We start from the raw sequence: 20,891 nt of genomic DNA, 5'->3' as shown, positions 1-20,891 counted from the left end.
CGATCGGCTCTGCCCGGTCAGCTCTGCCCGGTCAGCTCTGCCCGGTCAGCTCTGCCCGGTCGCCGGCCCGACGAGCAGCAGCACCAGGCCGAGCAGCGGCAGGATGCCCTGGATGAGCGCCGGGCGCACGTAGCCGCGACCGGTGGTCACGAGCACGACTGCGGCCGCGACCATGCTGGCCGTGGTGAAGATGATGAGCGCGAGGCCCGCCGCATGCTGCCCGACGCCGTAGAGGATGAGCCCGACCACTGCGCCGATCGCCAGGAACAGGTTGTAGAACCCCTGGTTGTACGCCATCGGACGCACCGTGTCCGCCGCCGCCTGGCTCGCCAGCCTGAAGCGGCGCCACACGGACGGCCGGGTCCAGGCGACGCTCTCCATGAAGAAGATGGCGATGTGCAGCGCGGCGGCGAGGGTGACCACGACGGTGGCGAGGACGATCATGGCGTCAGCATACCGACGGGTCCACCCGCCTTCGGGATCAGCCGCGGACGTCGACGACCGTGCGTCCGCGCAGTCGCCCGGCGAGGATGTCCGCCGCCGCCGGGATCGCGTCCGCGAGCGCCACGAACCGTGTCATCGCGGCGAGGGACTCCTCGTCGAGGTCGGTGGCTAGGCGGCGCCACGCGGTCTCGCGGAGCGCGGCAGGAGCCTCCACCGAGTTGATCCCGACGAGGGTCACCGCCCGCAGGATGAACGGCAGCACCGTCGCCGGCAGGTCCGGTCCCTGCGCGAGGCCGCAGGCCGCGACCACTCCGCCGTAGCGGGTCTGCGCGAGCACGGTCGCCAGCGTCTGGCTGCCCACCGAGTCGACCGCGCCCGCCCAGCGCTGCGACTGCAGCGGCTTGCCGGCCGCGTCGAGCTCGGAGCGGTCGATGATCGTGGTCGCGCCGAGGTCCGTCAGGTAGTCGCGCACCTCGTCGGCGCGACCAGTGGAGGCGGTGACGGGGTAACCCAGTTTCGCGAGAAGGGCCACCGCGACCGAACCGACCCCGCCGGCCGCCCCGGTGACCAGGATGCTGCTCCCGCTGTCGGCGATCTCCTGGGGGTCGATCCCGTTCCGCTCCAGCGCCAGGACGGCGAGCATCGCCGTGAAACCGGCCGTCCCGATCGCCGCCGCCTGCTCGGAGGTCAGCGTGTCCGGGATGCGCACCAGCGCGGCTCCGTCCAGGCGCGCCCGCTCCGCGAGTCCACCGTGGTGGGACTCGCCCAGCCCGGCGCCGTTCAGCACCACGCGGTCGCCCGGCTGCCACCGGGGATCGCGCGACTGCTGCACGGTCCCGACCACGTCGACGCCCGGGATCAGCGGCGACGTGCGCGCCACCCCGGGGCGGCCGGCGATGGCGAGACCGTCCTTGAAGTTGAGGTCGGAGAACTCCACCGCGATCGTCACATCGCCCGGCATGAGGAACGCGTCGTCGACCCGCCGCACCTCCGCGCTGTGGGCGGTGATCCGCCCGCCGTCGACCTGCTGCTCGATCACGATGGCGCGGAAATCGCTCATGACGTCAGCCTACGCCGGACGTTCGGGGCGTCCGCGGGCGCGCGTGAGGAGGGTTGCGGGGCGCGTCTCCCAACCACCGGAGGCCTCAGTTGAGCGGCTGCGTGCCGATGGGCAGCGCCCCGCCCGCGTAGAGCTCGAGCGCCGTGTTCCTCAGCGCGGTGAGGGCGACCCGCTGCGACCACGGACCGTACGAGACGCGCGCCACCCCGAGTTCGTGCAGCCGCGCGGGCGCGAGCGATCCGGGAACCGCGATGACGCTCAGCTTCCGGGCCCCCAGGCCGCCGACGAGGCGCTCGACCGTCCGCTCGTCGAGCTTGCCGGGGACGAACACGCACGTCGCACCCTCGTCGAGGAACGCGCGGCCGCGCCGCACCGCCTCCGCGATCTTCTCGTCGTCGGTGGGGAAGGCGTTGCGGACGAACACGTCGGTGCGGGCGTTGAGCGCGAAGGGGACGCCTTCGGCTTCCGCTGCACGGATGGCGGCGCGGACCTCGGCGACGGCGTCGTCGAAGGGGCGCATCCGGTCCTCGAGGTTGGCGCCCACGACGCCCACGCCGATGGCGCGCCGGATGGTCTCGCCGGCGTCGCCGTAGCCGCCTTCGAGGTCGGCGCTCACCGGGAGGTCGGTGGCCTGGACGATCCGGCCGACCATGTCGAGCATCAGGTCGAGCGGGATGTTCTCGCCGTCCTCGTAGCCCAGGGTCGCTGCGATGGAGTGGCTCGCCGTCGCCAGCGCCCGGGTGTCGGGGAGGTCGGCGATGACGCGGGCGGTGATCGCGTCCCAGACGTTGACGACCTGGAGGAGTTCGGGTGCTTCGTGCAGCCGGCGGAGTTCGGCGCCGCGCGCCTGGATGCTGGTCATAGGCTCACCCTACGTCGCGGAGATCGCGGGCTCTAGGATGGCGCCATGGCCCGCACGGGGGAGCTGCAGGAGGTGCCGAAGAGCCGTTCGGCACCCCGCCGCCGCGCCTCGCGGAGCTCCACGCTGGACTACCTCTTCTTCGTGGTCGGGGGCCTCTCGGCGGTCTGGCTCGCGTGGCTGGTGCTGACGGAGAGCTTCGAGTGGGGCTGGTTCCTGATCCTGTTCTTCGTGCTGTTCTGGGTCGTGCTCGCCTACCTGGTTCTGCCGCGACTGCACCGCATCCTCACCGAGATCTACGTGCCCGACTACTTCATCGGGCGGGCGCGGACCAGCGACGGGCTGCTGGGCGACCCGATCAACCTGGCGCTGCTCGGCTCGGAGGCACAGCTGGAGGATGCGATGCGTCAGGCCGGCTGGACGCGCGCGGACGACGTCACCGCCCGCTCGAGCTGGCGCATCATCGTCGGGACGCTGCTGCGCCGCAGCTACGACGAGGCGCCGGTGAGCCCGTTGTTCCTGTTCGGGCGCCAGCAGGATGTGGCCTACCAGCAGGAGGTGAAGGGCAACCCGGCCAAACGACATCACGTGCGGTTCTGGCGGTGCCCCGAGGGCTGGCTGCTTCCGGGCGGCCGTCGGGTTGACTGGCTGGCCGCCGGGACCTTCGATCGCTCGGTCGGCTTCTCGCTGTTCACGCTTCAGATCACCCACAAGATCGACGCGAACACGGACATCGAACGCGATCACATCGTGGCGACCCTGATGGATGCGGGCATCGGCGTGGAGGTGAGCGTCATCCGGGACTTCTCGACCGGCTACCACGCGCGCAACGGCGGCGGGGACACGATCGAGACGGACGGCGACCTGCCCGTGGTGGACCTGACCCGGGTCGTCGTGGACGCGGAAGGGGTCTCCGTCGCCGCCGACGCCGATGCGCGCCGGCTCGCGCTGGTGCAGCGCCGGCCGGTGCCGACGACGCTGGGTGTGCTGCTGATGTTGCTGCGCATCCTCGCGGGCGTCGGGTACATCGTGCTGAACGTCCTCGACTGGCAGCGGTTCGTCCGGTCGGAGCTGGCCGCCGGGGCGGTGAGCCCGGCCGAGCAGGCGTCCGCGAGCCTCGTGCTCGGCATCGCCATGGGGGTCTTCGCTGCCGGACTCGTGCTCTACTTCGTCCTCGCACTGTTGATCTACTTCGGCAGCAACTGGGCGCGGATCGCGGCGATGTCGTACAGCACCCTGATCATCGTGCTGTCCGCGATCGACTTCTTCAACGGCGGCCCGCAGGTGTCGTTGCGGAACAACCTCCTCGGCTTGGCGCTCGACATCCTCGTGGTGCTCGCCCTCTCGTCGAAGCGGTCACGGCTGTGGGCCCGCCGCCCGCGCGACCTCCGGCAGCGTCCGGGCCGCGTCGTCCCCGGCGCGGGCGCCGTCCCGACCCCCGGCGCGCTCGCCGCGATGGACGCGCCCGGCGACGACACCGTGGTGCGCTGAGCGGGATGCGTCGCTGCGCTGCTCAGTTCAGCGACTTCTTTCCATCCGTCCCTCCCGCCTTGAGCGCCGTCTCCTCCGCATCCAGGAACGCCAGCACCGACCGCACCGCCGGCTCCTGGTAGCGCCCCTCCGCTCGCGCTTCGAGCACAGCCTCGCGTTCGGCCACGATCATGGTGCGCCGGAGCCTCCGGTACTCGAGCGGCAGGTCGGCGGCCTCATCGCTCGCCGGATTCTCGAGTGCGTCCGAGAGGAAGAGGGCGTTGATGCGCAGCCGTTCGATGACGCGTTCGTCCTCATCGCCGGTGACCTGCGACTCCAGGTGCTCGAGACCGGCGGACTGCGCTTCCGCCAGCAGCCGCTGCATCTCGCTCGCCTCCTGCGCGAAGTCGGGTGGCGGCAGCTTGAGCCGCCGGATCACCCACGGCAGAGCCAGCCCCTCGAGCAGCGTCGCGACCACGACGACGAATGCCAGGAATTGCAGGAACTCGCGGTGCGGTGTCTGCTCCGGCAGCAGGAACACGGCCGCGAGGGTGACGACGCCGCGGATGCCGGCGAACGACACGGCGATCCCCGTGGGCCACGACCAGCCGCGCTCGCGGAGTCGCCGCGGACCGTACCGGTAGAGCGTCGTGGTCCCGATCATCCAGAGGAACCGCGCGAGGAAGAGCGCGATCAGCACGACGATGCTGATGACGATCGTCTGCGGCACCGTGATGCCCGACGTGAACGCCGCGGACAGGATCGACCGCAGCTCCAGCCCGATGAAGAGGAAGACCGCGTTCTCGAGCAGGAAGCTGACCGTGCGCCAGTTGATCGTCTCCGCGATCCGCGCCTCGGCCGTCTGGATCGTCGGAGAGCGGTACCCCAGGTAGAGCCCGGCGACGACCACCGAGAGGATGCCCGACCCGTGCAGGAACTGCGACGGGATGAACGCCAGGTACGGGGTCACCAGCGCGAGCGACGTGTCGAGCACCGGCGACCGCAGCTGTTTGCGGATGATCGCGAGCAGCAGACCCACTCCGAGACCGACGCCGACGCCCACCACCACGGCGAGCACGAAGTCGCCGCCCACGGCCCACGGGTTCACGATGCTGACGATCGCCGCGATGCTCGCGTTCAGGGCGACCAGCGCCGTGGCGTCGTTGAGCAGGCTCTCGCCTTCGAGCACGGTGACGAGCCGTCGGGGAAGCCGCGCGCGCCCGGCGACCGCCTGAACCGCGACCGTGTCGGTGGGCGCGACCACCGCCCCGAACGCGAACGCCGCCGCCAGGGTGATGGCCGGGACCACCAGGAAGGTCGTGAAGCCCACCACGACGACGGTGAAGGCGACGAGGCCGACCGAGAGCAGGAGGATGCCGTCGCGCCTTGCGCGGACGTCGACGATGGAGGTCTGGATCGCGGCGGCGAACAGGAGCGGAGGGAGCAGACCGAACAGCACCACCTCGGGCTCCAGGGCCACCGTCGGCACGCCCGGAACGAACGACGCCGCTGCACCGACGAACACCAGCACGACCGGCGCCGACCATCCCACCCGCCGGGACAGGCCCGTGACGGTGACCGTGACGAGGACGAACGACACGATCCAGACGATGGTGGTGACCGGATCCATGCTGTTCATGATGGCCGCAACGCAAGATGCGCGCCAAGATTTCCCGGAGCCGGTGGAGAACGCGTTCGCCGTCGGCGATGTGGACGATCCACCGCCGGGTCGTCAGGCCGTGTGGCGCGCGCAGGCCGCGGTGTCGCAGCTCTCGCACACGACGAGCTGCTCGCGGCACGCAGGGTCGGGGCAGTTGCGCAAGCGGCTCGTGGCCGCTCCGCAGGTCGCGCAGACACCGATGATCGCAGCGTGATCGCTGAAGGTGAGCGAGCCGCGGCCGTCGAAGACGTAGAGCGATCCCTCCCAGAGCCCGTCGTCGCCGTACGCCTCGCCGTAGCGGGCGATTCCGCCGTCGAGCTGGTACACCTCACGGAACCCGCGCGATCGCATCAGCGACGACAGGACCTCGCAGCGGATCCCGCCGGTGCAGTAGGTGACGACGGGCCGCTCCTTGAGGTGGTCGTATGTCCCGCTGTCGAGCGCCTGGACGAACTCGCGTGTGTTGTCGACCTCGGGCACGATCGCGTCGCGGAAGCGGCCGACGCTCGCTTCGAAGCGGTTCCTGCCGTCGAAGAACACAACGTCGTCGCGTCGCTCCACCAGTTCGTGCAGCTCCTCCGGAGCGAGGCGGGTGCCGCCTCCGACGACCCCGTTCCCGTCCACCCGGAGTTCCTCCGGGGCGCCGAACGAGACGATCTCCTCCCGGACCTTCACCGACAGCCGCGGGAAGTCGAGGCTCATATTGTCCGCATCGAGGCCGGATCCCTCGCTCCACTTGACGTCGAGTGCGCGAAAGGCCGCGTACTCCTTGGTGACCCGCAGGTAGCGCTTCAGCGCGTCGAGCTCGCCGCCCAGCGTTCCGTTGATCCCGTGCGCGGAGAGCAGGATCCGGCCGCGCAGGTTGAGGGCTTCGCACAGGGTGCGCTGCCACAGCCGGACGGCCTCCGGGTCGGGCAGCGGCGCGAAGACGTAGAAGAGGATCACTTTCGGCACGGCCACCGGTTCATCGTAGGCGAGCCTTTCCGTCGCGCCCGGATCGTAGGATCGTGGAGCCTGTGAGCGCCGGAAGAGTCGTTCGCCTGCTGTTCAGACTCCTAGGACAGTGTGGATGAGGTCCGTGGGGCGCGCCCCTGACAGAAAGGCGGGTCGTGCGAACCCTGGTCATCATCCCCACCTATAACGAGAGCGAGAACATCGGCTCGATCGTGGGACGTGTGCGGGCGTCGGTGCCGGAGGCCGAAGTGCTGGTGGTCGATGACGGCTCCCCGGATGGCACGGGAGAGCTGGCGGATGCGCTCGCGGCGACCGACGCGAACGTGCATGTGATGCACCGGTCCGGCAAGGAGGGCCTCGGGGCGGCCTATCGCGCCGGGATGACCTGGGCGCTGGATGCCGGCTTCGATGCGGTCGTCGAGATGGATGCGGACGGGTCCCACCAGCCGGAGCAGCTGCCGAGCCTGCTGGCTGCACTGCGTGGCGTCGACCGCCCGGGTGCGGATGTGGTGCTGGGCTCCCGCTGGGTCGACGGCGGCGGGGTGGTGAACTGGCCGGCGCGTCGCCGCGCGATCTCCCGCGGCGGCAGTGCGTACTCGAGGATCGCTCTCGGGCTCCCGGTGAAGGATGTCACCGGCGGGTTTCGCGTGTTCACCGCCGAGGCGCTGCGTGCGCTGCAGTACGACCGGACCGAGAGTCAGGGCTACTGCTTCCAGATCGACATGACGCGGCGTGCGTACGACGCGGGCCTGTCGATCGTGGAGGTTCCGATCATGTTCGTGGAGCGTGAGCGCGGCGCATCGAAGATGGGCGGCGGCATCGTCGTGGAGGCGATGCTGCGGGTGACCCTGTGGGGCGTCACCGGCCTCCCGCGCCGGTTCCGCAAGCGCACCCCGGCGCGGACGGCGGAGCCCGTGGCTCGGGCGTAGCCTGACGCCATGGCTGACGATCCCCTCGAGCGCTTCGGCGCCGTTCCGTCCTTCTCCGTGTCCAGCGTCGACGTCGCGGCCGGCCGCCCCCTCTCCCGTGAGCAGTGGGGCGCCGGTGGCGGCGGTGGCGACATCTCGCCCCACCTGTCGTGGACCGGTTTCCCCCCCGAGACCAAGAGCTTCGCGGTGACCATCCACGACCCGGACGCTCCGACCGGTTCCGGCTTCTGGCACTGGGCCGTGTACAACATCCCGGCCGACGTGACCGAGCTTCCGTCGGGCGCCGGAGCCGAGGGCGGCAGCGGCCTGCCGCAGGGCGCCGCGATGTTGTCGAACGAACTGGGCTCGAAGAGCTTCACCGGTGCGGGCCCGCCTCCCGGGACGGGAACCCACCATTACAACATCGTGGTCCACGCCCTCGACGTCGAGCGACTCGACCTCGACCCCGCGTCGACGCCGGCGGTGCTGGGTTTCAACGTGCACTTCCACACGCTGGCCCGCGCCGTTCTCACCCCGGTCGCCACCGCCGGCGACATCTGATCCCGACCGCGACGGCCTCGCCGTCCGCGCCGCCCGCGCCGTCCTCGCCGTGACCGACGGTCAGTGCTTGACCCCGGTGACGGCGAGGACGCCGCCCAACCCGATCATCAGAACGCCTCCCGTCGCCCCGAGACGCTCGACGCGCTTGGGCGAACGGCCGAACCACTCGCGCGCGGTCCCGGCGACGAGCGCCCAGACGCTGTCCGACGCGAGCGCCAGCACGAGGAACACCACTCCCAGCTCGAACAGCTGGAGGGGGACCGCGCCCGCTTGCTGGTCGACGAACTGCGGCAATACGGCCACGAAGAAGACGAGCGACTTCGGGTTCGTCACACCGACCAGGAAGCCTTCGCCGAGGATGCGCCAGCGTGATCGCGGAACCGGCGTCGCCTCGTGCGTGACGGCGGTGTGGCGACGATGGCGGATGGCCTGGATGCCGAGGTAGATCAGATAGCCGGCGCCGGCGAACTTGATCACGTCGAACAGCACGACCGACTGCGCCACGACTGCACCGATGCCGAGCGCCACGGCGACGATCAGCGGCAGCATCCCGAGCGCATTCCCCAGCACGCTCAGCAGGCCGCCGAGCCTGCCCAGAGCCAGCGCCCGCCCGATCACGAACAGCACGCTTGGCCCCGGGATGACGATCAGTGCGAGGGACGCGAGCGCGAACGCCAGCAGAGCGGGGCCAGGAACCATGAGGCGAGCGTAGGGGAGGTAGGTTCGATACGTGAAGCTCCACAACGTTCGTGTGCACAGCAGCGAGGAGTCCCTCGCCCGCCAGGATCAGCTGGCGTGGAAGATCGCCGAGGTCGCGACCGACCCGGTGGAGGTGGACGCGGACGTCACCGACATGGTGATCAACCGCCTCATCGACAATGCTGCGGTCGCTGCCGCGTCGCTCACGCGCCGGCCGGTCGTATCCGCGCGGGCGCAGGCGCTGGCCCACCCGATCCCGTCGCGTCAGCTGGAGGAGCTGACCGATGCGGCGGAGCACCCGCAGGACGGCTCCACGGTGTTCGGCGAGTGGCCGACGACCCGGGTCTCGCCCGAGTGGGCGGCGTGGGCGAACGGCGTCGCTGTACGGGAGCTCGACTTCCACGACACCTTCCTGGCCGCCGAGTACTCGCATCCCGGAGACAACATCCCGCCGATCGTGGCGGTCGCCCAGCACGCCGCACGGGCGTACGGCCTCACCGGTCGCGACCTGGTCCGGGGGATCGCGACCGGCTACGAGATCCAGATCGACCTCGCGCGGGCCATCAGCCTGCACCGCCACAAGATCGACCACGTGGCCCATCTCGGGCCGTCCGCCGCAGCGGGGATCGGGACGCTCCTGCACCTTCCGGCCGAGACGATCTTCCAGGCGATCGGTCAAGCGCTGCACACGACGACGGCCACCCGCCAGTCCCGCAAGGGGGAGATCTCGAGCTGGAAGGCTCACGCGCCCGCGTTCGCCGGGAAGATGGCTGTGGAGGCCATCGACCGCGCGCTCCGCGGCGAGACCAGCCCCACCCCGATCTACGAAGGCGAGGACGGTGTGATCGCGTGGATGCTCGACGGACCGGACGCGTCGTACGAAGTCCCGCTGCCCGAGCGCGGCGAGCCCAAGCGGGCGATCCTCGACTCCTACACCAAGGAGCACTCCGCCGAGTACCAGGCGCAGGCATGGATCGATCTCGCGCGCAAGCTGCACCAGGAGCATCCGGAGGCGGCCGATCCTTCTCGCGTGGAGAGCATCGTCATCCACACTTCGCATCACACGCACTATGTGATCGGCTCCGGTGCGAACGATCCGCAGAAGTACGACCCGACGGCCTCGCGTGAGACGCTGGACCACAGCATCCCCTATATCTTCACCGTCGCTCTGCAGGACGGCGGGTGGCACCACGTCGATTCGTACCTGCCTTCGCGCGCCGCTCGTCCCGACACCGTCGAGCTGTGGGGCAAGGTCACCACCACGGAGGACGCGGAGTGGACGCGCCGGTACCACTCCACCGATCCCGCCGAGAAGGCGTTCGGCGGTCGCGTGGTCATCACCATGGCGGACGGCCGCGTGATCGAGGAGCAGATCGCCGTCGCCGACGCGCACCCGCTTGGTGCCCGGCCGTTCGCACGCGACGACTACATCGCCAAGTTCCGCACGCTCTCCACGGGTGTTCTCGAGGACGCCGAGGTGGAGCGCTTCTTGACGCTCGCCCAGCGGCTTCCCGAGCTGAGCGCCGCCGAGCTGGGCGGCCTGACCATCACCGCGCGGACGGGCGTGCTCGCCTCGGTGTCCGCGCCGAAGGGACTGTTCTAGATGCTCTACTCCTCTGTTCCCCCGCACGAGAAGCGCGCCGCCTTCCGTGCCCGCCTCGCCGCCGGCGAACTGATCCGCATGCCGGGCGCCTTCAACCCGCTGAGCGCCCGGCTGATCGAACGCAAGGGCTTCGAGGGCGTGTACATCTCGGGCGCAGTGCTCTCCGCCGAGCTGGGCCTGCCCGACATCGGCCTCACCACCCAGACGGAGGTGGCCGCACGTTCCGCGCAGATCGCCCGCATGACCGACCTGCCTGCCCTCGTGGATGCGGACACCGGATTCGGTGAGCCGATGAACGTCGCCAGGACCGTGCAGGCTCTCGAGGACGCCGGCGTCGCCGGACTCCACATCGAGGACCAGGTGAATCCGAAGCGGTGCGGCCACCTGGACGGGAAGCAGGTCGTCGACGAGGACACCGCGCTCAAGCGCATCCGCGCCGCCGTCGATGCGCGTCGGGACGCGAACCTGCTCATCATGGCCCGCACGGACATCCGGGCGGTCGAGGGACTCACGGCCGCCATAGACCGCGCGAAGGCCCTCGTGGACGCCGGCGCGGATGCGCTCTTCCCCGAGGCCATGGCGGACCTCTCGGAGTTCGAGGCGGTGCGGAAAGCGGTGGACGTCCCGGTGCTGGCGAACATGACCGAGTTCGGGAAGAGCGAGCTCTTCACCGTCGACCAGCTGCGCGACGTCGGTGTGAACATCGTCATCTGGCCGGTGTCGCTTCTGCGCCTTGCGATGGGCGCGGCGGAACGCGGGCTGGACCAGCTGCTGAGCGCGGGGACGCTGGAGCCGATGCTGGGCAGCATGCAGCATCGCGCGGACTTGTACGACCTGATTGACTACGAGGGGTACAACGCGTTCGACACCTCGGTGTACAACTTCGAGGTGCGCCGCTAGGCATCGTCTGCGGCGATCCGCCGCCGGGCCGGCGGCCCCGCGATCAGCAAAGGAGTTCACATGACCGACCCCGAGATCCACAAGGGCCTCGCCGGCGTCGTCGTCGACACGACGACGATCTCGTCGGTGAACCCGCAGACGAACTCGCTGCTGTATCGCGGCTATCCGGTGCAGGAGCTCGCACGTCACTGCTCTTTCGAGGAGGTCGCCTACCTCCTGTGGCACGGCGAGTTGCCGACGGATGACGAACTGGTGGCCTTCGAGTCGCTCGAGCGATCGATGCGCCGCCTCGACGACCGCACCCGTCGTGCTCTGGACGACATCCCGGCGTCGGCCCACCCGATGGATGCGCTCCGCACGGCGGTGAGCCAGCTCGGGGGTCTGGATGCGACGCTCCAGCAGCCCGACGGCATCCTCGACCGGGATCTCAATGAGGGCCGCGCGCTGTACCTGCTGGCGCAGCTGCCGGCGATCGTCGCGTACATCCAGCGGCGCAAGCGCGGGCTGGACCCGGTCGAGCCGCGTGACGACCTGGACTATTCGCGCAACTTCCTGTGGCTGACCTTCGGTGAGGTGCCCGACGACGTCGTCGTCGACGCCTTCCGCGTCTCCCTCATCCTGTACGCGGAGCACTCCTTCAACGCCTCCACCTTCACCGCCCGTGTGATCGCGTCCACGCTGTCGGACGTGTATTCCGCCGTCACCGGGGCCATCGGCGCGCTGAAGGGGCCGTTGCACGGCGGCGCCAACGAGGCCGTGATGCACGCGTTCGACGAGATCGGCACCGCCGATCGTGCGGCTGAGTGGCTGGACACGGTGCTTGCCCAGAAACGGAAGATCATGGGCTTCGGCCACCGGGTCTACAAGAACGGCGACTCGCGCGTTCCGACGATGCGCGAGGCTCTCGCGACCCTCGTGGACCACTACGACCGCCAGGATCTGCTCGACCTCTACGACGCCCTCGAGTCGGCCATGGCCGAGCGGAAGAACATCAAGCCGAACCTCGACTACCCCTCCGGGCCGGCTTACAACCTGATGGGCTTCGATACGGAGACGTTCACACCGCTGTTCGCCGCCGCACGCGTGACGGGATGGACCGCGCACATCTTCGAGCAGTACGCCGCCAACTCGCTGATCCGCCCGCTGTCGCAGTACACGGGACCCACCGAGCGCCACCTCGACCGCTGACACGTATGCGGTCGCGGGACGGGGTCGGATTCTGCCCGGCACCCGCCACGCGAACGCAACGGGGTTCAGCGGTACAGCAGAAGGGCGTCTCCCTGACCGCCGCCGCCGCAGAGCGCGACTGCCGCACGCCCTGAGCCGCGGCGTGCCAGCTCGTGGGCCGCATGACCTGCCAGCCGAGCGCCGGAGGCGCCGATGGGGTGTCCGAGCGCGATCGCCCCGCCGTGGATGTTCACCTTGGCCGGGTCCAGACCGAGGTCCGACATGGACTGCAGCGCCACCGCGGCGAACGCCTCGTTGATCTCGATCAGGTCGAGTTCCGAGACGCTCCACCCGGCGCGCCGCAGAGCTGCGTCGATCGCGCGGGAGGGCTGCGAGTGCAGCGAGTTGTCGGGCCCGGCGACCTGGCCGCTCGCCCCCACCAGCGCGAGCCACTCCAGACCGAGCCGCTCCGCGTTCTCGCGGCTGGTCAGCACCAAGGCGGCCGCACCGTCGCTCAACGGCGAGGAATTGCCTGCCGTCAGTGTGCCGTTCGCCGCGAAGCTGGGGCGGAGTCCCGCGAGCGTCTCGGGCGTCGACTCCGGTCGAACGCCCTCGTCGGTGCTGATGACGACCGGGTCGCCTTTCCGCTGCGGGATCGTCACCGGTGCGATCTCCTCGGCGAACACGCCGTTCTGCGCCGCCGCCCCGGCTCGCTGGTGGGACCGCGCCGCGAACTCGTCCTGAGCCTCGCGCCGCAGACCGAGCTTCTCCGTGTACTTCTCGGTGGACGCGCCCATCGACTCCCCGTCGAACGCGTCGGTCAATCCGTCGTGCGCAGCCGAGTCCAGCGCCTGGATGGAGCCGTAGTTCCAGCCCATCCGAGACCCCGGCAGGATGTGCGGCGCATTCGTCATCGACTCCTGGCCGCCGGCGACGACGACCGTCGCCTCGCCCGTCCGGATGAGCCGGGCCGCGTCGATCACCGCGGCAAGGCCCGACAGGCACACCTTGTTGATGGTCGTGGCGGGGACATCCCAGCCGATCCCCGCGCCGATCGCGGTCTGGCGTGCCGGGTTCTGACCCGCTCCCGCCTGGAGGACCTGGCCGAACAGCACCGTGTCGACCGCGTCCGCTCCGACTCCCGACCGCTCCAGTGCGCGCTGGACTGCGATCGTGCCCAGCTGGACGGCGGTCAGCGAGGCGAGCGTCCCCTTGATCTTCCCCAGCGGGGTGCGGGCGGCGGACAGGATGACGACGTCGTCGGAACTCATGGGCTACTCCTTCGTGCCTGGTCCCTCCATTCTCACACCGACCGCACCGGTAGGCTTGGGGCTCGTGACCGCACGCGTTCTGATCAAAGACCTCGCCGCCCTGCCCGACGGCCCCGTGAGCGTCGCCGGATGGGTCGAGACCGTCCGCGACCAGAAGAAGGTGCAGTTCGTCGTGCTGCGGGACGAGTCGGGAGCCGTCCAGCTGGTGAACCCGCGGACGGTCGGCGACGACGGCGTGGTCATCGCCGACGAGCCCGCCCTCACCATCTCGGCTCTGTCCCAGGGCACGTTCGTCCGTGCGACGGGCGAGCTGAAGCACGACGAGCGCGTGAAGCTCGGCGGCATCGAGATCCGGCTCTCCACGCTCGAGGTCGAGACGGCTGCCATCCCGGAGACGCCGATCGCCGCGGACAGCGGCATCGACAAGCGCATGGACTGGCGCTTCCTCGACCTCCGCGAGCCGCGTCACAACCTGATCTTCCGTGTGCAGACGACCTTCGAGCACGCGCTCCGCCAGTACTGGGTCGACAACGGCTTCGTCGAGATCCACACCCCCAAGCTCATGGCCTCCGCCTCCGAGTCGCGCGCCGAGCTGTTCGAGCTGCCCTACTTCGAGACGACGGCGTATCTGGCGCAGAGCCCGCAGATCTTCAAGCAGATGGCCCAGGCGGCCGGCTTCGGCCGAGTGTTCGAGATCGGTCCGGCGTTCCGCGCCGACCCGAGTTTCACGAGCCGTCACGCCACGGAGTTCACAAGCGTCGACACCGAGATCAGCTGGATCGACAGCCACGAGGACGTGATGAAGGTGCACGAGGAGCTCCTCGTCGCCGGCTTCACCGCTGTCAAGGAGAAGCACGGCGAAGAGATCGAGCGCCTGTTCGGCGTCGAGATCACGGTGCCGTCCACCCCGTTCCCGCGCATCCCTCTCGCTGAGGCGAAGCGCATCGTGGCCGAGCGTGGATACGAGGTCCAGCGCGAGGACGACGACATGGACCCGGAGGGCGAGCGCCAGATCTCGGCGTACGTCAAGGAGACCTACGACCACGAGTTCGTGTTCCTCACGGACTATGCCGCGAGCATCCGCCCGTACTACCACATGCGTTATCCCGAGGACCCGTCGATCACGCGCAGCTACGACCTGATCTTCAACGGCGTCGAGATCTCCACGGGCGCCCAGCGTGAGCACCGTGTCGACATCCTCGAGAAGCAGGCCGCCGAAAAGGGTCTGTCGGTTGAGGAGCTCGAGGACGTCCTCGCGTTCTTCCGGTACGGGATCCCGCCGCACGGCGGCTTCGGAATGGGCCTCGCCCGCGTGCTGATGCTCATGCTGCACCTTTCGAACCTGCGCGAGACGACCTACCTCTTCCGCGGACCGACGCGCCTGACGCCGTAGCGCCGGAACCCGGAGCGGGCAGCGCCGTCCAGGCGTCGCCCGCCACCAGAACGTGGCCGAGGAAGCGGAGTCCGAGCGTCGCAGCGGACTGATCGAGGCGCCGGGTGAGCATGAGGTCGGCGACGGACGCGTCGAGCACGCCCGACGGGTGGTTGTGCGCGACGGCGAAGGACCGTCCGCCGCGCGTGAGCACCGCCTGCAGCACGTCTGCCGGCTGGATCGCGGACTCATCGACTCCGCCGTCCCGCAGCAGGACGAGTTCGATCGGACGGGAGGCCCGATCGGCCACCACGACCACGAAGCGCTCGCTGTCGCGGTGAAGAAGCTCCGGCCGCACGACGTCCGCGACGGCTTTCTGGTCGACCAGCCTGGTCCACGCCGATGACGCACCCGCCCGTCGCCAGATCTCGGTGATGGCGACCAGCCGTCCCGCCGTGGCCGGCCCCACGCCCGGAAGGTTCTCCAGGCGAGCGAAGTCCATCGTCGCCAGTCCAGGGAAGCCGCCGGTGCGCCGAAGCACGGAGCGAGCCAGCGCCAGCACGCTGCGTCCCGTGTGCCCCGATCCCAGCACCAGTGCCAGTACCTCGTCATCGGTGAGCGATCCGACGCCCAGTCGTCGCATGCGTTCTCGCGGGCGGTCGTGATGCGGGATGTTCGCAAGTGCCTCACCCTCTTCTTCCTCGTCGGCCATGGCTCGACGTTAGGAAGGGATGCACCCTGAGAGGTCGTGAAGGCGACGATCTGTGGACAACTTCCGATGACCGCCGTCGGTGGAGAACATCCGCGTCTCCGATACGGCTCCCATCCCGGTCCCGCGCTCAGTGAATTCAAGGGGAACCCCTCCGTAGACTGGACCGGTGGTAGCGAGCCAGGTCCACCTCGTCCGTCATGGCGAGGTGTTCAACCCCGACGGCATCCTGTACGGCAGGCTGTCGGGCTTCGGCCTCTCCAAACTCGGGCACCGCATGGCACAGGCTGTAGCGGACGACCTCGCAGACCGCGGCAGGCCGATGACCGGACTGCGCGTCTCTCCGCTCCAGCGCACCCGCGAATCGGCCGCTCCGATCGCCGCCGCCTTCGGGCTCGATCCGATCGTCGACGAGCGCATCATGGAGCCGACGAATCGCTTCGAGGGCACGAAGATGAGGCTCGCCGTGCGGAAGCCCGTGTACTGGCCCTACCTCGTCAATCCGCTCCGGCCGAGCTGGGGCGAGCCCTACGTGAGCATCGAGCGGCGCATGCTTCTCGCCGTCCACGATGCCTTCCAGTCGGTCGACTCGGGCGATGTCGTCCTGGTCAGCCACCAGCTCCCGATCTGGGTCACGCACCTGTCCGTCGCAGGGGAGCGTTACCCGCACGACCCGCGCAAACGCCGCTGCGCGCTGTCGAGCATCACGACCTTCGAGATCGCCCCAGAAGTCGAACCCGGGGCTGCGAGCGAGGCCGAACAGCCGTCCGCGGCGGCGTCGACCAGGCGTCTCGGCAACACCCCCGAGTCCCAGCGCCTCACCGAGGTCGCGTACGTCGAGCCCGCTGCGAGCCTCCTGGTCGCCGCGACCGATGTGGGGGCGGTGTGAACATCCGTCCCCGCGTTCGTTCGCGCCTCGTCGCATCCATCGTCGCCATTGCAGCAGCGACAACGCTCGCCCTGACCGGATGCACGGCGAACGACAGTCTCGCGACGCAGTACCGGTCCGGCAACGGGCAGAACTACATCGCCGGCGACGGCACGGTCAGCGAGTTCGCCGCCGGCAACCGTGGAGCGCCCGTCGCCTTCACGGGGACGCTGCAGGACGGCACCCCGGTCAGCTCACGGCAATACGCGGGCAAGGTGCTGGTGGTCAACTTCTGGTACGCCGGATGCCCGCCCTGCCGGGTGGAGGCGCCCGCGCTGCAGGAGCTCAGCCAGAAGTACGCCGGCGAGGGCGTCGACTTCCTGGGCGTGAACCTCTACGACTCCGCCCAGACGGCCGCAAGCTTCGAGAAGGACAAGGGAGTGACCTACCCGTCGGTGCTCGACCGCGACACCGGGTCGGTGCTTCTGGCGTTCAGCAAGACGGTGCCGCCGAAGGCCACGCCGACGACCTTGGTCGTGGACAAGGAGGGCCGCGTCGCCGCGCGCATCCTCGGCGCCCTCCCGGACAAGAGCATCCTCGACTCTCTCATCTCCGACGCCGTGGCCGAGCACTGACGTGGGCGGCGTCGGTCAGATCGTCTTCAGCGGCCAGCTCCTGCTCGCGCTGCCGATCGCACTCCTGGCGGGACTGGTCTCGTTCGCATCCCCGTGCGTCCTGCCCCTGGTCCCGGGCTATCTCGCCTACGTCGGCGGCATCAGCGACCCGGGCGCGAAGCGCGACCGCTCCCGCCTGCTCACCGGGGTGGCCTTGTTCATCCTGGGCTTCGCCATCGTGTTCGTGGCCTACGGTGCCGCGTTCGGTGCGCTGGGTTACTGGCTCGTCCGCTGGCAGGATGTCGTGGTCCGCATCCTCGGTGCTCTCGTCATCGTGATGGGCCTCGTCTTCATCGGCCAGTTCTCGTTCCTCCAGCGGACGATCAAGCCGTCCTGGCGCCCGGCGACCGGGCTGATCGGAGCGCCGCTGCTCGGCATCGTCTTCGGTCTCGGCTGGACGCCCTGCATCGGCCCGACTCTCGCAGCCATCAGCGCGCTGAGCGTCGGAAGCGGCTCGCCTTGGCGAGGAGCGCTTCTCGGGCTGTTCTACTGCATCGGCCTCGGCATCCCCTTCCTCCTCGTCGCGCTCGGTTTCGACTGGGTCGCGGGCTCCGTGGCCTTCCTGAAGAGGCACATCCGGGCGATCAACATCATCGGCGGCGTGCTGTTGGTGCTCATCGGCATCCTGATGGTCACCGGCCTGTGGAGCGAGCTCATGTCCCAGTTCTTGGCGGTGATCCAAGGTTTTGAGCCGGCCCTCTGACCACATCGATTCGGCGCCCCCGCGCGAGGACCCCGACGTCGTCCAGCCCAAGCTGGGCACGCTCGGCTGGCTCCGCTGGTTCTGGCGCCAGCTCACGAGCATGCGCACCGCACTGTTCCTGCTCCTGCTGCTCGCGATCGCCGCCGTCCCGGGATCGCTGGTGCCGCAGCGCAGCTCCGACCCGAACGGAGTCACCAAGTACTTCACTGACAACCCGTCGCTCGCGCCGGTGCTCGACAAGTTCCAGCTCTTCGACGTCTACACGTCGGTGTGGTTCTCGGCCATCTACCTGCTGCTGTTCGCATCCCTGATCGGATGCATCATCCCGCGCACCAAGCACCACTTCGACGCGATGCGGGCGAAGCCCCCGAAGACGCCGGTCCGGCTGTCCCGCATGGCCGGCTTCCAGTCGAGAATCCTCCCCGTCGAGCTGCGCGGCCGCGGCGTCGACCCGGTCGTGAGCGCGCGGGACGTGCTGAAGGCCAACCACTACCGGGTCGCCCTCTATCAGGATGCGCGATCGACGTCGGTCTCGGCCGAGCGCGGGTACCTGCGCGAGAGCGGCAACCTCGTGTTCCACATCGCGTTGCTCGGTGTGCTGCTCGCGATCGGTGTAGGGGGTGGGTTCGGGTACACAGGCCAGAAGATCGTCGTCGAAGGTCAGAGCTTCGTGAACAGCCTGCCGTCGTACAACTCGTTCAATCCCGGGCGCTTCTTCAGCGACTCCTCGCTGGTGCCGTTCTCGATCGCCGTCAACAAGCTCGACGTGGCCTACGAGACCAAGAATCAGGATGCGATCGGCACGCCGCTCGACTACACAGCCCATGTCACGACGACCGGACCCGGCAATGCGCGGGCCGATACGGTCATCAAGGTCAACGATCCGCTCGCCATCGGCGGCACCAACGTCTACCTGCTCGGCAACGGCTACGCACCGACGATCACGGTCAAGGACACCGCGGGCAAGGTCGTCTTCAGCGACTCGGTGCCCTTCATCCCGCAGGCGGATCCGAATCTCACCTCGCTCGGCTTCGTGAAGATCCCGGACGGGCTGAAAGAGCAGGTCGGGATGATCGGCTTCTTCTATCCGACCGTGACCGCGAGCCAGACGGCGCAGGGCGCACTCGCCTCGAAGTTCCCCGGGCTCCGGGATCCGGTGCTCAGCCTGAACGTGTATGCCGGCGATCTCGGCGTCGACGACGGGGTGCCCCAGTCGGTCTACAGTCTCAACACCGACACCCTGGAGCAGCTGGCCGGCCCGCCGACCAAGACCAAGGCCCTGGAGCTGAAGCCCGGTCAGACCGTTGAACTGCCGAACGGGCTCGGAACGATCTCGCTCGACGGCGTGAAGCGCTTCGCGACTTTGGAAGTGCACCACGATCCCGCCCAGATCTGGGTGCTGCTGTTCGCCGTGCTCATCCTCTTGGGGCTGCTGACGTCGCTGTTCGTCCCGCGCCGCCGGCTGTGGGTGAAAGCGATCGAGAACGCGGACGGCTCGCTCACGCTCGAGTACGCGGGACTCGCCCGGGGCGACGACCCCAACCTCCTCGCGGCGGTGACCGCCGTCGCCGATCAGCATTCCCGGGTCCTCACCGGGCCTCCGACGACTTAGGCTGGCATCGTGACCGAAACCCTGGCTCAACTGTCGACCGTGTTCCTGTACGCGGCGATGGGTCTCTATGCGGCGGCGTTCATCGCCTTCGCGCTCGATCTCGCCCGGCGAGGCGCCCGGGCGACCGCAGTCGAGGCGGCCGTCGTGCCGAGCGCCGTAGCGCGTCGCGCCGAAGTGGCCGCCCCGGTCGGCGCACCGGCGCACACCATCATCGGCGGGCCGCAGGCCCAGACCCCGCCGCCACCGTCCTCCGCATTCGGGCGCCTGTCGTCGCGCATCAGCACGCGCGTCGAGGACGATGTCATGAACGGTTCGGACGGCGGCGCGTCGCTGAAGTGGGCGTTCGCCCTGACGATCATCGGCTTCGCGTTCCACCTGGTCGCGGTCGTGCTGCGAGGCATCGCCGCGGCGCGCGTCCCATGGGCCAACATGTGGGAGTTCTCGATGACGGGCACGCTCGTCATCATCGGGGTGTTCCTGGTGGCCAACCTGCGGTGGCCGATCAAGTACGTCGGAACCTTCGTCCTCGGGCTGGTTCTGGTGCTGCAGGGCATCGCGTTGCTGCGGTACTACGTCCCAGTCGTGCCGCTCCAGCCGGCGCTGCAGTCGTATTGGCTGGTGATCCACATCATCGTGGCCGTGCTGGGCACGGCGTTCTTCGCACTCGGCTTCGCGCTGTCCGGATTGCAGCTGCTGCAGTATCGGCGCGAGCGCCAGGTCGAGGAATCCCGACCTCAGCAGTTCCGGTTCCTGTCGACCCTTCCGAGTTCGGTCGTGCTGGAGAACCTGGCGTACCGGATCAACATCGTCGGGTTCATCGCATGGACCTTCACGCTGATCGCCGGAGCGATCTGGGCCGAGAAGGCTTGGGGCAGGTACTGGGGATGGGACACCAAGGAGGTGTGGACGTTCATCATCTGGGTGATCTACGCCGGATACATCCACGCGCGGGCGACGCGCGGATGGCGCGGATCCCGGTCGGCGTGGCTGGCGATCATCGGTTTCGCAGCAGTGCTCTTCAACTTCGGCATCGTGAACGTCTTCTTCCACGGACTGCACGCGTACTCGGGTCTGGGATGACCTGGTAGAACACCACCACGAGAACCCCTCGAGAGCCGCCGGCTAGCGAGGGGTTCTTCGCGTTGCGGGGGAGTTCTGCAGGCTCGCATGCCCACAAATTCCGCGTGATTTCGGGGAAGTCAAGCGCGACACGCCCGGGCTGCGGGCCGAATTTGCACCGTCTTGGAGCCCTGCGTAAAGTACTTACTTGTCACCCCAAAGGTGCGGGAGAGCGGAAGAGCTCCCCGGCCTCAAGCGGGACCGAATCCAAAGCCTAGCGGCAAAGCTGAACTTGAATAAGTTCGCTTGCTGCGCTTAGGATTAACACCCACTCACTG

Annotated in this window: 20 protein-coding genes; 12 read left to right on the top strand and 8 right to left on the bottom strand. The window is 69.0% G+C overall.

Features of this window, described 5'->3' with window-relative positions:
- Positions 1 to 45 precede the first annotated feature (45 nt).
- From ACR9Y5_RS18145 to ACR9Y5_RS18135, 3 genes are all read right to left on the bottom strand, one after another.
- Positions 46 to 444: a DUF1304 domain-containing protein gene (locus tag ACR9Y5_RS18145; protein ID WP_481299277.1), complete on the bottom strand. Its 399-nt coding sequence runs from the start codon at positions 442 to 444 to the stop codon at positions 46 to 48.
- 37 nt (positions 445 to 481) lie between these two features.
- On the bottom strand, positions 482 to 1,504 hold the full coding sequence (locus ACR9Y5_RS18140) for an MDR family oxidoreductase (protein WP_481299276.1): 1,023 nt from the start codon (positions 1,502 to 1,504) through the stop codon (positions 482 to 484).
- Positions 1,505 to 1,589: 85 nt separating this feature from the next.
- Entirely contained in the window at positions 1,590 to 2,366 is a 777-nt protein-coding gene (locus ACR9Y5_RS18135) for an isocitrate lyase/PEP mutase family protein (protein ID WP_481299275.1), read from the bottom strand.
- Positions 2,367 to 2,411: 45 nt separating this feature from the next.
- Between ACR9Y5_RS18135 and ACR9Y5_RS18130 the strand changes: the two genes are divergently transcribed.
- A complete protein-coding gene (locus ACR9Y5_RS18130; RefSeq protein WP_481299274.1) occupies positions 2,412 to 3,854 on the top strand; it encodes an LssY C-terminal domain-containing protein in 1,443 nt (480 codons plus the stop codon).
- A gap of 22 nt (positions 3,855 to 3,876) precedes the next feature.
- Here the strand turns inward: ACR9Y5_RS18130 and ACR9Y5_RS18125 are convergent, their stop codons facing one another.
- Both ACR9Y5_RS18125 and trhO read right to left on the bottom strand, forming a co-directional pair.
- On the bottom strand, positions 3,877 to 5,463 hold the full coding sequence (locus ACR9Y5_RS18125; RefSeq protein WP_481299273.1) for a Na+/H+ antiporter: 1,587 nt from the start codon (positions 5,461 to 5,463) through the stop codon (positions 3,877 to 3,879).
- Positions 5,464 to 5,565: 102 nt separating this feature from the next.
- Positions 5,566 to 6,453, bottom strand: a complete 888-nt coding sequence (trhO, locus tag ACR9Y5_RS18120) for an oxygen-dependent tRNA uridine(34) hydroxylase TrhO (protein WP_481299272.1) — start codon at positions 6,451 to 6,453, stop codon at positions 5,566 to 5,568.
- Between the two features lie 149 nt (positions 6,454 to 6,602).
- Between trhO and ACR9Y5_RS18115 the strand changes: the two genes are divergently transcribed.
- Both ACR9Y5_RS18115 and ACR9Y5_RS18110 read left to right on the top strand, forming a co-directional pair.
- Positions 6,603 to 7,376, top strand: coding sequence for a polyprenol monophosphomannose synthase (locus tag ACR9Y5_RS18115; RefSeq protein ID WP_481299271.1), 774 nt, complete (start codon positions 6,603 to 6,605; stop codon positions 7,374 to 7,376).
- A 9-nt stretch (positions 7,377 to 7,385) separates the two neighbouring features.
- A complete protein-coding gene (locus tag ACR9Y5_RS18110; protein WP_481299270.1) occupies positions 7,386 to 7,916 on the top strand; it encodes a YbhB/YbcL family Raf kinase inhibitor-like protein in 531 nt (176 codons plus the stop codon).
- A gap of 60 nt (positions 7,917 to 7,976) precedes the next feature.
- Here the strand turns inward: ACR9Y5_RS18110 and ACR9Y5_RS18105 are convergent, their stop codons facing one another.
- On the bottom strand, positions 7,977 to 8,615 hold the full coding sequence (locus ACR9Y5_RS18105) for a LysE family translocator (protein WP_481299269.1): 639 nt from the start codon (positions 8,613 to 8,615) through the stop codon (positions 7,977 to 7,979).
- Between the two features lie 31 nt (positions 8,616 to 8,646).
- On the opposite strand from ACR9Y5_RS18105, the gene ACR9Y5_RS18100 reads away from it, so the two are divergent.
- Genes ACR9Y5_RS18100 through ACR9Y5_RS18090 form a run of 3 tightly spaced genes read left to right on the top strand, consistent with a single transcriptional unit; the run spans position 8,647 to position 12,306 of the window.
- The gene (locus ACR9Y5_RS18100) at positions 8,647 to 10,218 is read left to right on the top strand and encodes an MmgE/PrpD family protein (RefSeq protein WP_481299268.1); all 1,572 of its coding nucleotides are present in this window, start codon (positions 8,647 to 8,649) and stop codon (positions 10,216 to 10,218) included.
- Complete coding sequence (gene prpB, locus ACR9Y5_RS18095) at positions 10,219 to 11,118, top strand: methylisocitrate lyase (RefSeq protein WP_481299267.1); 900 nt, start codon at positions 10,219 to 10,221, stop codon at positions 11,116 to 11,118.
- A gap of 60 nt (positions 11,119 to 11,178) precedes the next feature.
- Entirely contained in the window at positions 11,179 to 12,306 is a 1,128-nt protein-coding gene (locus tag ACR9Y5_RS18090) for a bifunctional 2-methylcitrate synthase/citrate synthase (protein WP_481299266.1), read from the top strand.
- A 65-nt stretch (positions 12,307 to 12,371) separates the two neighbouring features.
- On the opposite strand, the gene ACR9Y5_RS18085 is transcribed toward ACR9Y5_RS18090, so the two are convergent.
- Positions 12,372 to 13,556 carry an acetyl-CoA C-acetyltransferase gene (locus tag ACR9Y5_RS18085; protein ID WP_481299265.1) on the bottom strand — a complete coding sequence of 395 codons (1,185 nt, stop codon included), beginning with the start codon at positions 13,554 to 13,556 and terminating at the stop codon, positions 12,372 to 12,374.
- A 64-nt stretch (positions 13,557 to 13,620) separates the two neighbouring features.
- Here ACR9Y5_RS18085 and aspS point away from each other — a divergent pair, with 64 nt between their 5' ends.
- Positions 13,621 to 14,949 (top strand): aspartate--tRNA(Asn) ligase, encoded by a 1,329-nt coding sequence (gene aspS / locus ACR9Y5_RS18080; RefSeq protein ID WP_481299264.1) that lies wholly within the window; start codon positions 13,621 to 13,623, stop codon positions 14,947 to 14,949.
- Here aspS and ACR9Y5_RS18075 read toward each other — a convergent pair.
- A complete protein-coding gene (locus ACR9Y5_RS18075) occupies positions 14,879 to 15,640 on the bottom strand; it encodes a JAB domain-containing protein (RefSeq protein ID WP_481299263.1) in 762 nt (253 codons plus the stop codon). The two genes, aspS and ACR9Y5_RS18075, sit on opposite strands and share 71 nt — an antisense overlap.
- Positions 15,641 to 15,806: 166 nt before the next feature.
- Between ACR9Y5_RS18075 and ACR9Y5_RS18070 the strand changes: the two genes are divergently transcribed.
- The 5 genes from ACR9Y5_RS18070 to ccsB are packed head-to-tail and all read left to right on the top strand — an operon-like array spanning position 15,807 to position 20,574.
- Positions 15,807 to 16,526: a histidine phosphatase family protein gene (locus ACR9Y5_RS18070; protein ID WP_481299262.1), complete on the top strand. Its 720-nt coding sequence runs from the start codon at positions 15,807 to 15,809 to the stop codon at positions 16,524 to 16,526.
- Between the two features lie 2 nt (positions 16,527 to 16,528).
- Entirely contained in the window at positions 16,529 to 17,140 is a 612-nt protein-coding gene (locus tag ACR9Y5_RS18065; protein ID WP_481299604.1) for a TlpA disulfide reductase family protein, read from the top strand.
- A gap of 1 nt (position 17,141) precedes the next feature.
- Complete coding sequence (locus ACR9Y5_RS18060; protein WP_481299261.1) at positions 17,142 to 17,882, top strand: cytochrome c biogenesis CcdA family protein; 741 nt, start codon at positions 17,142 to 17,144, stop codon at positions 17,880 to 17,882.
- Positions 17,866 to 19,494 carry a cytochrome c biogenesis protein ResB gene (gene resB, locus ACR9Y5_RS18055; protein ID WP_481299260.1) on the top strand — a complete coding sequence of 543 codons (1,629 nt, stop codon included), beginning with the start codon at positions 17,866 to 17,868 and terminating at the stop codon, positions 19,492 to 19,494. The genes ACR9Y5_RS18060 and resB overlap by 17 nt, the downstream gene beginning before the upstream one ends.
- 9 nt (positions 19,495 to 19,503) lie before the next feature.
- Positions 19,504 to 20,574: a c-type cytochrome biogenesis protein CcsB gene (gene ccsB / locus ACR9Y5_RS18050; RefSeq protein WP_481299259.1), complete on the top strand. Its 1,071-nt coding sequence runs from the start codon at positions 19,504 to 19,506 to the stop codon at positions 20,572 to 20,574.
- Positions 20,575 to 20,891 lie beyond the last annotated feature (317 nt).

The organism is Leifsonia sp. KNZ13-11D, assembly GCF_056754895.1.
Note: the sequence above shows the minus strand (reverse complement) of the source record. Positions and strands in the feature narration are given on the sequence as shown.